Below are 13,815 nucleotides of genomic sequence, written 5' to 3' on the forward strand. Positions count from 1 at the left end.
AGTATGGCCGAAATATTTGACAAAGGTCATAAGAGTTTTTTCTGCCAACCGCGACGGCTCTAATGGCCCGCTCTGCGGCATTATTGTGTGTGCCTTGCAAGGCACACATAATAATTTTGCTTATAGAACGCTCATATTCATCTTCGCTATAACGACAACGAAAGCTATATAAAACCTGTTTTTTGGTTTTGTTAGCCATGCCTCTGCTTTATACCAGCGGGTAAATTTAGCAAATGATAAATATATGATTATCTGAACCTGTGCTCACCCAGTAATTATCTTACCCTACGAATAATGTCACGATTCATTATCATATTAACCGACGACGGTGTTCTATACCGTCGCCTGAACGCAACGGCAGTGATGATGGCAATGCACCGCGGCCAGAACCCCGCCCAGTAACAGCAGGATAGCGGCACTTTCCAGCAGATCCGGGACACGCCTGAGATAAATAAAACCGTATAACAGCGCGAAAAGGGTTTCGAAAACCACCATTTGGCCCGTCAACGATACCGGAAGGCGCCGGGAGCAGAGATTCCACGCCATATACCCCAGCCACGAAGAAAACACGGCCAGCACCACGTTCATCGCCCAAAAGATCGTTTGGACATCCTCCGGTAACGATAAATCAACACTGGAAAACCCACAAATACTGACGATGAGCCACAGCAATAGCGAGAGGCTTCCGGTACACAAGCCAATCAGCAGCGACCACTGGTTGTTGTTGTAAGGGAGCGTTTTCAGACTACGGGAGTTCTCGACTGCGTAACGGCTCCAGCACAGCAATGCGGCGAAGGCGCAAAGCATCCCCAGCATCGGCTGTTTCCCACCCGTTATTGGGTGTGCGGACGACAGTTGCGCATGCAGATTAATCAGCACCACTCCGGCGACGATCGCCGCCATTGGCAGCATTAATTGCCGGAATGGCGGCGCATGCTGGTCTCTGCGGCTAAGCAACGGAACCATCACCGGTATCAAGCCAATCACTAACGAGGTCGCAGCGATGCCAACCTGCTGTACGGCCGCCGCGACCAGCAGAAAATAAAGCACATTGCTCAGTAGTGAAAGACGGATCAGCGTCAGCAGATCGCGATGATGCCAGACGCGGGCAATGCTGCGCCATTGCGGAATAAGTAAAATTGCCGCCAGTACGCCGTAGGTTGCAAAACGTCCGCAGGTTAGCAGCAGCGGTGAGATCTCGGGTAACAACATCGGTGGCAGGAAAATGAATCCCCAGCATGCACCTGCCAGTGCGCCGCAAGCAATCCCCTGCTTCATGCTGACTCCTGCAACGCCGTTTCAGGCAATCTCGCCCCCGACTGGCGTTCACTCCACGACGACAAAAAATACTGCAGCCGCGGGCTTTTTGGCTGATGGAACAGTTGCGCTGGCGGTCCCTGCTCTTCAATGCAGCCATCGGCAAGAAACAGCACCCGATCGGAGACTTTAGCGGCAAACCCCATCTCATGGGTCACAATCATCATGGTCATACCATCATCGGCAAGATTGCGGATGACCTTTAGCACCTCCCCGACCAGCTCCGGATCAAGCGCTGAAGTCGGTTCATCGAACAGCATAATGGCGGGTTTCATGGTCAATGCCCGGGCGATGGCAACGCGCTGCTGCTGACCACCGGATAACATCGCGGGCCAGCTATCGGCTTTGTCTGCCAGACCAACCCGTGCCAGTTGCGTTTTCGCTTCGGCGTAGGCTGCTTCACGGGAGACCTTTTTAACCCGCCGCAACGGCGTGGCTACGTTATCGAGTACCGTCATATGCGGCCACAGATTAAACTGCTGAAAGACCATACAGACGTCGCGTAACGCCTGACGATTTTCCTTGTCGCTTAAACGCCGGCGTTTTTCGCCGCCGAGAGATTCATAGCCGACGCACTCGCCATTCACCACAATGCCGCCGGAGCTATAATCCTCCAAAAAGTTAATACAGCGTAACAGCGTAGATTTACCCGACCCTGAGCCGCCAATCACGCAAATGACTTCTCCGGGAGTAATGCTGACATCGATACCACGTAAAACATGGTTTTCGCCATAATGTTTATTGAGATTGTTAATCTCAATGGCGTAATCACGCATAGTATTAACCTCGGCTTAATTGAGAATAAGAATAATGGCGCTCCATTTTGTTACCCAAACGGGAGATACCGACCGCGATCCCCCAATAGACAATGGCCATTAAGACGTAGATTTCAACCATCGCATAGGTCTGGTTGGCAATGGTCATGGCGGTATTGGTAAGTTCACCGACCGTAATAATGGATAGCACCGACGACTCTTTTACCAGAATAACGCTCTGACCAATCAATGGCTGAATAATTCTCGCGAGCATTTGCGGCCAGACAATGAAAGTAAATATTTTCCATGGACTTAACCCCAGGTCTGCCGCCGCTTCAACTTGCCCGCCAGAGACAGCATTACGGCCCGCACGGAATATTTCCGCAAAATAAGCGGAACCATAACATCCCAGGCACAGTACCCCGACCTGTTGCGCCTCGAGATTAATACCAATATAGGGACCACCATAAAAGACTAAAAAGAGCTGCACCAGTAACGGCGTGCCGCGAAACACATTAATCCATGCATGATATATCACATTAAATAACGCCGGTTTTTGTCTTTCGAGAAGAAAAAAACACAGCCCGATCGCCAGCCCCAGCAGGATGCCGCCGAGACTCATTTTTAGGGTCATTAAAATACCGGCGGCAATGGCATCTTTATAGGTAAAAAGTATTTCAACATTCATTGTGCTAATACCCTTTGAGCCGAAGATGAGCGGTTTTTCTCTAACCTGGCGCCAACAATACTCAGCCCCCACGAGGTCAGAAAATAAAGGAGCCCGCATGCCGTATAAAACTCCAGCGGCCGATAGGTGGTTGAGGCCAGCGTTTGAGTAACTCTCATCAACTCATGGACCGCCACCACCGAGACCAATGCCGAATTTTTGATAATATCGATGGTTTCATTAATCAAAGCCGGCATCATGGTGCGCAACACCTGCGGCATCTGAATATAAAACAGCGTTTGCGCCGCTGAAAAACCAAAATCTCGTGCCGCCTCCAGTTGGCCTTTGGGCAACATTTTAAAGCCGGCCCGAAGAATCTCTCCTTGAAAGGCAGCGGTATTTAATGAGAGAGCCACAACCGCTGCCAGCCATGGTGAAAGGGTGATCCCTACGGCGGGCAAAGCATAAAATATTAATATCAACTGAACCAGTAGCGGTGTGCCACGATAAAAACTGACATAGGTTTTGCAAAAACAGTGCACGAGGCGTCTCGGAGAGTTTAGCCCCAGACAAATTAACCAACCGAGAATCAATCCTATGACAATCGCGCTCAGCGATACCGCCAGAGTACTGAGCACGCCGATTAATAGCTGAGGGAAATAGGGAAACACCACTGAAATATCAAACATATTGCCCTCCAGTATCCATCAAATTAATTTGCCGGGGTCGGCACTTGCTCAGGAACGGCCATAGAAAAACCCAGCCACTTCGTTTGTAGCTGCGCCAGTTTTCCCGATTTATTCAACTGCACAATGCCGTCGCTGATAAATTTGACCAGTGAGGCGCTATCCGCATCCTTTCTTCCGGCCCATGCATACCAGGTCGCCGGGCCAAACGGCGGGCGTACAATTTCAAACGTATCACCACGGGTCTTCACCAACGGCGCGAGGTTCGGCAACGATTGTACAACCGCATCAACACGGTGCGCCGCTAATGCCGCGTAGGCTTCGTTATAATCAATAAAGGCTTTTATTTCTTTAACGCCGTGACCGGTGGTGGGTTTAAGTACCGATGCTTCATATTCTTTTAGCACCGCAATTTGCGGCGCCCCGGCCTGGCTGGCGACAATCATGCCCTGGAGATCTTTGGCGCTATTAATGCGGCTATCCCCTTTGCGTTTCAGAATGGCCACGCTGGCGTCAGAAAAGGGAGCGGTAAAGGCGAATTTTGCTTCACGATCGCGGGTGATGGTTAAAGAAGTTGCCACAAAATCGAATCGCTTGCTTTCCAGACCGGGTAAAACCCCCTGAAATGGAATATCCAGCTGAACCACTTTCACCCCGGGTAATCCTTTCATCACTTCCGTGAGAATATCTTTTCCCAGACCGACTATTTTGCCATCTTCAAGCATTTCAAAAGGGGCATAGCGTGCTTCGGTGGCAATCACTATTTCTTTTTTTTGCTTAATATCATCCAGTAAATCAGCCTGGGCCGTAGATATCAATAATGGCGAAAGTTGTAAGACAGACATTGAAAGTAACAGCCACAGTTTATTTTTCATCAGAGTTTCTCCGCGAGTTTGAATGACGCTGATAATATTTATTCATTCGTTTAGCGGCGACAAACGGTGGTTTCTAACTGATAACTATTAGCACGGCTAATGATGCTTTTGGCATGAATAGTGCTTATTGCAGGTTATTTAGCAACAGGGAAACCGATGATGCAACGTAAACCAGGTTTGCCGTCCCTCGACGGTTTGCGCTACTTTGATGCCGCAGCGCGTAATCTCAGTTTTACCCGTGCCGCACAGGATCTTTTTCTTACTCAGAGTGCAGTAAGCCAGAAAATTCAATCGCTTGAGCAACAGCTTGGCTACCTGGTCTTTCACCGCACGCCCGCAGGGCTACGCTTAACTCCGCAGGGTGAACAGCTGTTTATCGGGGTGCGCCAGGCCTTTGCCATCCTCGAAACTACGTTGCACCAAACCGGTGAAGAAACCCTTGAGGGCACCATAAAGATTCGGGTTATGCCGTCCTTTGCCACCAAATGGCTGCTTCCCCGATTGCATCAGTTTTATGAGCAGTACCCTATCAGCCTGGAAATTGATGCCGATATGACGCCCGCCAATTTTAAATCTGACGCGGTCGATATCGCCATTACCCCTTTTTGGGTTGATGATAAAAATCTAATTCAACGGCATCTGTTCAACGATGTGATCTATCCCGTGATCAGCCCGGATTTGTTGAAAACCCGGCATCTACACAGTTACAGCGAACTCTGTGGTTTGCGCTTACTGCATGATTCCATGCCGCAAAATGCCTATAGCACCCATTGGCGCTCCTATTTTGCCCGCCTCGGGCTGTATGACCTGAATGTCGAGGCAGGAACCGGCTTTTCCCGCGCCGACCTCGTGCTCCAGGCCGCCTGCGCCGGCCAAGGAATCGCCTTAAGCCGTCACTCTTTGTGTGCGACGGAAGTGAGCAATGGCGCACTGATTCGCCCTTTTACCGATATCGTCGAAGACGGGCAGGTGTGGTTAACCAGCCCACGTAATAATGAGAAACGGCCACGCGTTCAGGCGTTGATTAACTGGCTGACAGAAGAAACCGCACATCATATTGCAGAGCGAACGCAAATTCTCGGCGAATATACGCTGCATAAGTCCGGCTAATGACGGCAAATTAATAATCTCCGTTTGTCGCAAGATATCGTTTTCCAGATGATGGCAACACGCCATTATCAACGACGGAGTTTATTATGAGCATGCCAGATATTATTGAATTAGCTAATGGACAAAAAGTTAAGGGAACCTTCAGCACCCATGAAATGCAGCGCCGACTATCGGGATTACGCGCCATCATGGAAGCAGACAGTATTGATGCAGTTATTTTAACCTCGATTCATAATATTAATTACTACGGCGACTTTTTATATTGTAGTTTTGGCCGCCAGTATGCCCTGGTGGTGACGCCGAGCCAGTCATTTTTAATTACCACCAATATTGACGGAGGTCAGGGATGGCGCCGTAGCTACGGTGCAAATATTGTTTACACAGACTGGCAGCGTGATAATTATTACCGGGCAGTGTGTAAAGTGGTTCCTGAAGATAGCCGGAGGATTGCCCTTGAAGGCGATCATGTGACAATCGAACAGCGCGCTAAATTTTGCCATTACTTATCCCAGGCAGAGTTTATGGATATTGCCCCGGCGACGATGCGGATGCGGATGATTAAGTCCGCAGAAGAGATTGCACTGATTAAAATTGGTGCTCAGGTCGCCGACCTCGGCGGCGCAGCATGCGTCGCAGCGATTGCCGAGGACGTTCCGGAGTATGAAGTTGCCCTGGCGGCCACCTCGGCGATGACCCGGGAAATAGCGAAACGCCTGCCACATATTGAATTACGCGATACCTGGACGTGGTTTCAGTCTGGCCTGAATACCGACGGCGCCCACCATCCGGTGACTACCCGTCGCCTGAAGCAAGGAGATATTTTATCGCTGAACTGTTTTCCGATGATTGCCGGCTACTATACCGCGCTGGAGCGAACACTGTTCCTCGGTCAGCCCAGCGATGAGCAATTGCGTCACTGGGAGATCAACTGCGAAGTACACCGCCGTGGTCAGGAACTTATCCGCCCAGGCGCCCGTTGTTGCGATATCGCCGCCTCGCTCAATGAGATTTATCGCGAGCATGACCTGCTGCAGTATCGGACTTTTGGCTATGGCCACTCCTTCGGCGTACTGAGCCACTATTATGGCCGCGAAGCCGGTTTAGAATTACGCGAGGATATTGAAACTGTTTTAGCACCGGGAATGGTTGTCTCAATGGAGCCGATGATCATGCTGCCAGAGAGCATGCCGGGACACGGCGGTTATCGTGAACACGATATCTTGGTTGTCAACGAATCAGCCGCAGAGAACATCACCCATTTCCCCTATGGCCCAGAGCACAATATTATCGCCGTCAATCAATAAACATGTCGGTTAACACCTGCGCCGCCCGTAATAAGAACCACTAAGGGCGGCGGTTTCTCCACGCTGATGGTTAATCAATATTCACTAATCAACGTTCACAATGTGTTGTGACGGCAGGCGACTAGCGTCTGCATAATGACTCGCCTCGCCATTCAAAACGGTTCTGTCGCATTAAGCGCTAGCTCAGGTAATATACTGTTTTTTTTACATTATATTCCCATACCTTTAATCCGAAAAGCCTTCAAACGCCTGCATTATCCCGTCGGTATTATTGCTAAATGTGTACGCTGGTACCTAGCTTACTCACTCAGCCTGCGAAATCTGGAAGAGATAATGTCTGAGAGGGGGATTGTCGTTGACCATTCCATGCTTCATCGTTGGGTTATTTGTTTGGTGCCGTTACTGGAGAAAGCGTTTCGCCAGAATAAACGCCCCACAGGGTATCGTTGGCGAATGGATGAAACCTACATCTGGGTCAGAGGCCAGTGGAAATATTTGTACCGCGCAGTGGATACAGGGGTAAGTGAAAACGCTGGCCTGTTGCCACTGCCAGCATTCACCCGTCTCCGGTGAGATAACCGGCACTGTGGGCCCGCAGTAGTCGATAAAACATTTTTCACCGGCGAGATGTTGCTGGCGCATGGAGCGTTTCTGCGACTGGCACCAGGCCTGATATCTACGCCACAAACCTGAAAACAACCTTAATTGACTCGTTTTCGGGGTTATTTTTCATTATTTGAATTGTGTTTGCGATTGTTTTACCTAAAAACAAGCACTTAAGCCGAATATGAAAAAGCAGAATCAAACGTGTCAAATGTTCAGATACAGGCCTTTCAACCTGAAAGCGAATCACATAAAGGTGAACGGTCAGTTCATCCATGTTTAACCTGAATACGTCATTGATGCCAATATGAAAAATCAATTTTTACAATATGTTACGGGATGTCGGGTGAAGATGAAAGGCAATTTCCTTTCATCCGGGTTCCTCTATACAACTCGAATGCAATCATAAACCAGTTTGCGTAGCAGTTTTTTTAGCTAATATGTCGCTTTGTCCGTTCCTATTTGATGCGTCCTTTATCAGCTTGTAATCAAAAAAACAAGATCATTTTCATAAAGTTACCGAAAAGGCTCCAAGAGGAACTATCGGAATTAATGTTCCTTTTATTCCAACAGGAAAAGGTCTGAATATTTAGCAGCGATAAGCATCACATGAAAAGCGTCCATTTTCCTTTTAAATATGTAACTTTATGATTTTTATTAATTTATTTTATTGCACTCATAAATATTTAAAATCCTTTTAAAAACGATCAACCCCCTCTCACTTTAATGCAAAATTAAATCAAAATTTATCATTTTTTCGCATTTTTTTGAATCAGTGCAAAACCCCTTAATCCCCTTCAATGCCGCGCCACACAAGGGCTGTCGTTATTTTTTCTGGCAGTTCTGTTTGTGCAAGTGCGTATTCTGCTCTGATCGATCATGTTTTCGCGTGGAACGTCGATCAGCTATTCGTCCCCTGTATCAGCATAGTTGTCGCCTCAATTTTTTAGGAGATATTTATGCAAGGATACGAAACATCGGTTGATGCTAAAGAGAAAGGGCTGATATGGCTTTTGCCACCATACTGCTGGTCACATTGAAGATCAGCGCCTCAGTTGTATCAAAATGGACATAAGCCAGTTCCTTTTGGAAAATATTGTCTGGGCAATCGGCTTAATGATTAACTCAGACTCGGGGCGAGCGTCTCTGTGGCTGGTCAGGTTCTCAGGCAATACGCACGCTTTCTGGCATACCCGTCTTCGTCATTTTGCTCAACGCGTGCGCCATGACCAGAGCCTCTGCTACCTGGCCAGTCCTTCCGGCTGATCTGATTTTTCTGTGGGTCTGCCTGATAAGACCCGGGAAAGCTTCTGCATCTGTCACATTGTTCAGCGACAGGTCGACGGGGGGGGCGGATAATTTGATGCGTGTTCACATCAACGGTCAGATGCAGTTTTCGCCTGATACGACGGCGCTCTTTGCCGTGTTGTTTGACTTTCCACTCGCCCTCCCCGAAAACTTTCAGGCTGGTGGAGTGTGAACTGGTACAGTACGTATCAGATACATCACTCTGATTCGTCGGGGATACCATGCATCATATTGCTGTCACCCAGATGTTGTTCCCAGACATCATCGCATTTTATCGTACTGATTTCTTTCCCCTGTTTTAAAACAGTTATTTCCCCATCAGTATTTTTCCCATCATCGATATAGGAAACAGAGTAAGTATACTCGTTTTCTGGTATGTTCAATGTGGCTTTGTTGAATAAATCGAACTTTTGCTGAGTTGAAGGATCAGATCACGTATCTTCCCGACAACGCAGACCGTTCCGTGGCAAAGCAAAAGTTCAAAATCACCAACTGGCCCACCTACAATAAAGCCCTCATCAACCGTGGCTCCATAACTTTCTGGCTGGATGATGAAGCTATTCAGGCCTGGTATGAGTCAGCAACACCTTCTTCACGAGGCAGACCTCAGCGCTATTCTGACCTTGCCATCACGACTGTGCTGGTCATTAAACGCGTATTCAGGCTGACCCTGCGCGCTGCGCAGGGCTTTATTGATTCCATTTTTTCTCTGATGAACGTTCCGCTACGCTGCCCGGATTACAGCTGTGTCAGCAGGCGGGCAAAGTCGGTTAATGTCAGTTTCAAAACGCCCACCCGGGGTGAAATCGCACACCTGGTAATTGATTCCACCGGGCTGAAGGTCTTCGGTGAAGGCGAGTGGAAAGTCAAAAAGCATGGCCAGGAACGCCGCCGTATCTGGCGTAAGCTGCATCTCGCCGTTGACAGTAAAACACATGAAATCATCTGCGCTGACCTGTCGCTGAACAACGTTACGGACTCAGAGGCCTTCCCCGGGTTAATCCGGCAAACCCACCGGAAAATCAGGTCAGCCGCCGCCGATGGCGCTTACGATACCCGGCTATGTCACGATGAACTGCGGCGTAAGAAAATCAGCGCGCTTATCCCTCCCCGAAAAGGTGCGGGTTACTGGCCCGGTGAATATGCAGACCGTAACCGTGCAGTGGCTAATCAGCGAATGACCGGGAGTAATGCGCGGTGGAAATGGACAACAGATTACAACCGTCGCTCGATAGCGGAAACGGCGATGTACCGGGTAAAACAGCTGTTCGGGGGTTCACTGACACTGCGTGACTACGATGGTCAGGTTGCAGAGGCTATGGCCCTGGTACGAGCGCTGAACAAAATGACGAAAGCAGGTATGCCTGAAAGCGTGCGTATTGCCTGAAAACACAACCCGCTACGGGGGAGACTTACCCGAAATCTGATTTATTCAACAAAGCCGTTCAATGTATGTATCGACACGCCCTCAGCCCTACTGTAATTCCAGGCCTGACTTAACTGGCTCACATTTTTTACCAAAGTGATTTCAGGAATCACCCCACCCCCTCCGTTAATATCCGATTTACCGAATAAATAAGTGACCTCATTATTATTCCTCAACACAGCCACTTCTTTAGTGGTTTTACCTTTTATGATACACCCGAACAGAACATCTGAATCTCCATAAGGTGATGCCATTACTGAACAGGAGGCGGTTATTACCCCCAGAGTGATTACATATTTCAGTTTCTTTAAAAATTTCATACAAACCTCCTCTAAAAATAAAAAAATATATATAAGAAGCACTTACCCCAAAGGTAAGTGCTTTGCCTCAAAAATGCCTATTCAATATATACAACAATCTTACCATCTGATTGTTCTGTCACGGTAATATCTTTAGTTGTCCCATCACTAATCTGAGCAAATCCATAGTGCCGTTTTCCTTCACTTTCAGTTAACGTTACGTTCTCACATTGCTGTGAGTACTGGCGTAGTTGCTTATGATAGATATCCGTTACCACCTCACATGCTGAGCGCTCCAGCATTGTTTTGCTACTGTTGAATGCAAAGTTCCCGATGCCATATACAACCCATATCCCAAGCCAGACCAGCAACAGCATTTTCCCCTGACCAACGGCTTTACAACGTTTAGCAATATAAACTGGCGAAAAAAGAATCCACCATTTTGAAAAACTTGCCTTACCATGTTTATCCAGTAGCTTCCAGTCCATATAGAACAAGATAATCAGGGCAATCATAACGAACAGATTAACCGTATAGTTGACAGCTAAACTAAACAAACATGCGGATAAAACGCCGATAAGAAACAATCCCGTTGCAATCCAGATATATTTTTCATGTAACGACGAGTTGTCTATGTTTAATAATTTACGGATACTCTCAGCGCTTACCAAATCAGACTTTTTACGATCGCCAACAATAAAAGAAATCAATTTATTATTATACAGTGACCTGGCTTCATCGTTTAACAAAATGGATTTCATTTCACGGATGAATTTTAAATCTGCATCATCACGCTCACTTACTTTTTGTATCGCATGGTTTAATTCATCAACGCTGGCATTCATATCCAGCTCAAGATATTCATAATAGTTTATCATGATAATTCCTTATCTTTACATAATAGCCGAAATATTACAGAGAACGTTAAACTGGTATACTTCAAGAGTATTGAACAGGAGGGGAGTATGGCGGTAGATATAAAATAATTATTAAAATACGTAATCATTTCCCTTATTGACATAACAAAAAAACAATCCCTATACAAACAAGTAACATGAATAAAAAACCAATGCCAAGATAGGCTTTAAAAAGCCTCTTAATTCTTTCTGGTTTCATTTTGACCTCACGACTACAGCAAAAAGAATAGCACCAAATATGGGGTCTATAAGCATACTGATAACAAACCATATGAAGAACGAACGGCCACTGGCCTGAGCCAATTTACCAATAACTATCGATGCTCCGATCCACAAAAGTAAAAGAATAAATGCCATCGTTGGCTCCTTGAAAAATAGCAATAAATGATTGAAGTGGTGGTTTAAAACCGTCACTTTGTCCGGTAAGCATGTTGAATGGATGGGCAGACTTATACCTGCCGCATTGAAACATCCTTGCTATAGGCACATGGTGCATCTCCTTATTGTCACCCGGTAAGAATCCTGGCCTGATTCTAATTAAATCCTCTCTAAGATAGGGAGGTTATGAGTGCAGGTAAAATTGTTATTACCGATCGAATTTCAATAATTGATCTGCAAAATCTATCGATAAAAACGATCAATTACTTATATTTAATAGCTTATAACTATCATTGCAATGATATCGATCGTTTTTGTAGATCAGTTTATGCGGGGGATGTGGTGTATTAAAATTGATGAGGCAGTAGTGGATATTTTTTATTCATTAAAATCATAAATATATGACATTTAGCATAACCTTCTAGTCAAAGGTATGACCACAATCGTCGCACTCATATCTGTCAAACAGGAGTCCATCAAGGGCTGAGCCGGTAACCGCTCCCGCAGTTGCACCAGCCACAAATCTCCCTAGCACAGCACCAATAACTGCCCCGGCCGCTGTCCCTACTACCGGCACGACAGAGCCAATTGTAGCCCCCGTACCTGCGCCGCTAAGTGCTCCTGCCACACCTCCAGCGATACTTCCTGCCTTCCTCCCAATGTTACGTTCGCTGACGCGCTCAGAACCACATATAGGACATGTTGTAGTCATTGATAAAATCTCCTGATTTTCGGTTGTTAAAAAACAAAAAGGCACCCGAACGTTAATGGACAGATGCCTTTACTATTTGATTACAGCTTTACTTACGAAGCTTTCAGTGAGTCTAGATAATCCGCATACCACTGCATCATCTCTCTCCTGCCATCCAGATACTGCGCATGGTTGTAAGTGCCGCGAATGCTGTTCTTATCCACATGGGCAAGCTGTAGCTCAATCCATGCTGAATTAAAGCCCTGCTCATGCAAAATGGTACTCATCGTGTGGCGGAAACCATGCCCGGTAGCCCTGCCACCGTAACCGACACGACGAATTAGCACGTTAAGAGACATATCGCTGATTGGCTTAACCTTCTCAAGCCTACCGGGAAAAACGTATTGATAACCACTCGTCATCGTTTTCAGTTCTTCCAGAATAGCCAGCGCCTGTCGGGATAGCGGAACGAGGTGTGGTCGTCGCATTTTCATTCGCTCTTCAGGAATGCTCCAGAGGTTATTTTCAAAGTCGAACTCTGACCATTCCGCTTTACGTAGCTCACCGGGACGAGTCCCCGTCAGTATCAGAAGCCTCATAGCCAGCTTAACGAGTATATTTCCCGTGTACGCCTGCAACACGGTAAAGAAGTCTGATAACTCCGAAACTTCCAGGTGCGCATAATGTTCTTTCTTATGGGGCATCATCACGCTGGCAAGATCTGGCGCAGGGTTAGATAGAGCACGCCCTGTTGCGATTGCATATTTCCATACCTCACCACAGCGCTGACGTACTTTGCGCATTTTCTCCGTTGCACCTCGTTTCTCAAGGCGGGTCAAAACTGCCATCAGCTCCATAGGCGTAATCGAATCTATTGGACGATGACCGATATGAGGAAAGACATCCTTCTCAAAAGTAGCGATCATTTCAGTGCGGTACGACTCGGCCCAAAGATCGTAACGCCGCTGATACCACTCACGGGCAATCGCCTCAAAGGTATTCCCCAGCCTGTCCTGCTGAGCCAGTTTCTTCTCTTTACGCGAATCACTGGGATTGATACCCGTAGCCAGCAGATCATGAGCCTCATCTCGCCGTCTACGCGCTTCGGATAAGGAAACCTTCGGGTATGTCCCTAAAGAAAGCATTTTAGCTTTACCTTCGAAGCGGTAACGGAATCGCCATCCCTTTGAACCGTTGGGCTCAATTTGTAGAGACAGACCGTTGCCATCGGCTTTGGTATACGTTTTTTCCGCAGGCTTCGCGCGGCGGATCTCAAGGTCAGTAAGAGGCATATGTATAGTTTTCTCCTCTGAAATTTCGCTATGTGTATAGTTCCAGAGTGTATAGGAGAGCCTATACACATTTCTATGCAACACAGGCTATTGATTTGGGGTAAGCCAAGTAGAGTTCAGTTGACAAGAAAATGCCAAAAAAACCAGTTAAATCATGAGGTAGTTTAATTTAGTGGAGTTCTGGAGA

Annotated in this window: 12 protein-coding genes and 2 pseudogenes; 4 read left to right on the plus strand and 10 right to left on the minus strand. The window is 47.2% G+C overall.

All coding sequences use genetic code 11. The annotated features are described in order from the left end of the window. Window positions 1–333: 333 nt before the first annotated feature. From C2U41_RS17765 to C2U41_RS17785, 5 genes are read right to left on the minus strand one after another with little or no spacing between them, the layout of a single operon-like run. Window positions 334–1,278, minus strand: coding sequence for a DMT family transporter (locus C2U41_RS17765; RefSeq protein WP_014837253.1), 945 nt, complete (start codon window positions 1,276–1,278; stop codon window positions 334–336). After that, window positions 1,275–2,093: an amino acid ABC transporter ATP-binding protein gene (locus C2U41_RS17770; protein ID WP_014837252.1), complete on the minus strand. Its 819-nt coding sequence runs from the start codon at window positions 2,091–2,093 to the stop codon at window positions 1,275–1,277. The genes C2U41_RS17765 and C2U41_RS17770 overlap by 4 nt, the downstream gene beginning before the upstream one ends. 4 nt (window positions 2,094–2,097) lie before the next feature. Next, window positions 2,098–2,760 carry an amino acid ABC transporter permease gene (locus C2U41_RS17775; protein ID WP_074075383.1) on the minus strand — a complete coding sequence of 221 codons (663 nt, stop codon included), beginning with the start codon at window positions 2,758–2,760 and terminating at the stop codon, window positions 2,098–2,100. Continuing rightward, window positions 2,757–3,428, minus strand: a complete 672-nt coding sequence (locus tag C2U41_RS17780; RefSeq protein WP_042933959.1) for an amino acid ABC transporter permease — start codon at window positions 3,426–3,428, stop codon at window positions 2,757–2,759. Before C2U41_RS17780 ends, C2U41_RS17775 begins: the two co-directional genes overlap by 4 nt. Window positions 3,429–3,451: 23 nt before the next feature. Next, window positions 3,452–4,300, minus strand: coding sequence for a transporter substrate-binding domain-containing protein (locus C2U41_RS17785; RefSeq protein ID WP_074075384.1), 849 nt, complete (start codon window positions 4,298–4,300; stop codon window positions 3,452–3,454). A 156-nt stretch (window positions 4,301–4,456) separates the two neighbouring features. On the opposite strand from C2U41_RS17785, the gene C2U41_RS17790 reads away from it, so the two are divergent. The 3 genes and pseudogenes from C2U41_RS17790 to C2U41_RS17800 form a co-directional block, all read left to right on the plus strand. Continuing rightward, entirely contained in the window at window positions 4,457–5,410 is a 954-nt protein-coding gene (locus tag C2U41_RS17790) for a LysR substrate-binding domain-containing protein (protein WP_014837246.1), read from the plus strand. An 86-nt stretch (window positions 5,411–5,496) separates the two neighbouring features. Further along, entirely contained in the window at window positions 5,497–6,714 is a 1,218-nt protein-coding gene (locus C2U41_RS17795) for a M24 family metallopeptidase (RefSeq protein ID WP_074075385.1), read from the plus strand. Window positions 6,715–6,933: 219 nt separating this feature from the next. Continuing rightward, window positions 6,934–7,230 (plus strand): annotated as a pseudogene (locus C2U41_RS17800) (IS6 family transposase); the annotation flags it as partial. A 1,251-nt stretch (window positions 7,231–8,481) separates the two neighbouring features. On the opposite strand, the pseudogene C2U41_RS17810 reads toward C2U41_RS17800, so the two are convergent. Further along, window positions 8,482–8,791, minus strand: a pseudogene (locus C2U41_RS17810) (transposase); the annotation flags it as partial. Between the two features lie 297 nt (window positions 8,792–9,088). Between C2U41_RS17810 and C2U41_RS17820 the strand changes: the two are divergent. Continuing rightward, on the plus strand, window positions 9,089–10,012 hold the full coding sequence (locus tag C2U41_RS17820) for an IS5-like element IS903B family transposase (RefSeq protein WP_001118619.1): 924 nt from the start codon (window positions 9,089–9,091) through the stop codon (window positions 10,010–10,012). A 41-nt stretch (window positions 10,013–10,053) separates the two neighbouring features. On the opposite strand, the gene C2U41_RS17825 is transcribed toward C2U41_RS17820, so the two are convergent. The 4 genes from C2U41_RS17825 to C2U41_RS17840 form a co-directional block, all read right to left on the minus strand. Next, on the minus strand, window positions 10,054–10,371 hold the full coding sequence (locus tag C2U41_RS17825; RefSeq protein ID WP_103848956.1) for a hypothetical protein: 318 nt from the start codon (window positions 10,369–10,371) through the stop codon (window positions 10,054–10,056). Between the two features lie 77 nt (window positions 10,372–10,448). Continuing rightward, complete coding sequence (locus C2U41_RS17830; RefSeq protein ID WP_049239072.1) at window positions 10,449–11,228, minus strand: hypothetical protein; 780 nt, start codon at window positions 11,226–11,228, stop codon at window positions 10,449–10,451. A 234-nt stretch (window positions 11,229–11,462) separates the two neighbouring features. Continuing rightward, the gene (locus C2U41_RS29355; RefSeq protein WP_040216727.1) at window positions 11,463–11,624 is read right to left on the minus strand and encodes a hypothetical protein; all 162 of its coding nucleotides are present in this window, start codon (window positions 11,622–11,624) and stop codon (window positions 11,463–11,465) included. Window positions 11,625–12,449: 825 nt separating this feature from the next. Further along, on the minus strand, window positions 12,450–13,628 hold the full coding sequence (locus C2U41_RS17840) for a tyrosine-type recombinase/integrase (protein WP_049239070.1): 1,179 nt from the start codon (window positions 13,626–13,628) through the stop codon (window positions 12,450–12,452). Between the last annotated feature and the right edge of the window lie 187 nt (window positions 13,629–13,815).

This window comes from Citrobacter freundii complex sp. CFNIH4, from assembly GCF_002934505.1.
GTDB classification, from domain to species: domain Bacteria; phylum Pseudomonadota; class Gammaproteobacteria; order Enterobacterales; family Enterobacteriaceae; genus Citrobacter; species Citrobacter freundii.

Bases quoted from the DNA above. Each gene is read 5' to 3' on its own strand.
- C2U41_RS29355 (WP_040216727.1), bottom strand. From the start codon at position 11,624: ATGGCATTTATTCTTTTACTTTTGTGGATCGGAGCATCGATAGTTATT.
- C2U41_RS17770 (WP_014837252.1), bottom strand. From the start codon at position 2,093: ATGCGTGATTACGCCATTGAGATTAACAATCTCAATAAACATTATGGC.
- C2U41_RS17840 (WP_049239070.1), bottom strand. From the start codon at position 13,628: ATGCCTCTTACTGACCTTGAGATCCGCCGCGCGAAGCCTGCGGAAAAA.
- C2U41_RS17825 (WP_103848956.1), bottom strand. From the start codon at position 10,371: ATGAAATTTTTAAAGAAACTGAAATATGTAATCACTCTGGGGGTAATA.
- C2U41_RS17775 (WP_074075383.1), bottom strand. From the start codon at position 2,760: ATGAATGTTGAAATACTTTTTACCTATAAAGATGCCATTGCCGCCGGT.
- C2U41_RS17780 (WP_042933959.1), bottom strand. From the start codon at position 3,428: ATGTTTGATATTTCAGTGGTGTTTCCCTATTTCCCTCAGCTATTAATC.
- C2U41_RS17830 (WP_049239072.1), bottom strand. From the start codon at position 11,228: ATGATAAACTATTATGAATATCTTGAGCTGGATATGAATGCCAGCGTT.
- C2U41_RS17795 (WP_074075385.1), top strand. From the start codon at position 5,497: ATGAGCATGCCAGATATTATTGAATTAGCTAATGGACAAAAAGTTAAG.
- C2U41_RS17765 (WP_014837253.1), bottom strand. From the start codon at position 1,278: ATGAAGCAGGGGATTGCTTGCGGCGCACTGGCAGGTGCATGCTGGGGA.
- C2U41_RS17790 (WP_014837246.1), top strand. From the start codon at position 4,457: ATGATGCAACGTAAACCAGGTTTGCCGTCCCTCGACGGTTTGCGCTAC.
- C2U41_RS17785 (WP_074075384.1), bottom strand. From the start codon at position 4,300: ATGAAAAATAAACTGTGGCTGTTACTTTCAATGTCTGTCTTACAACTT.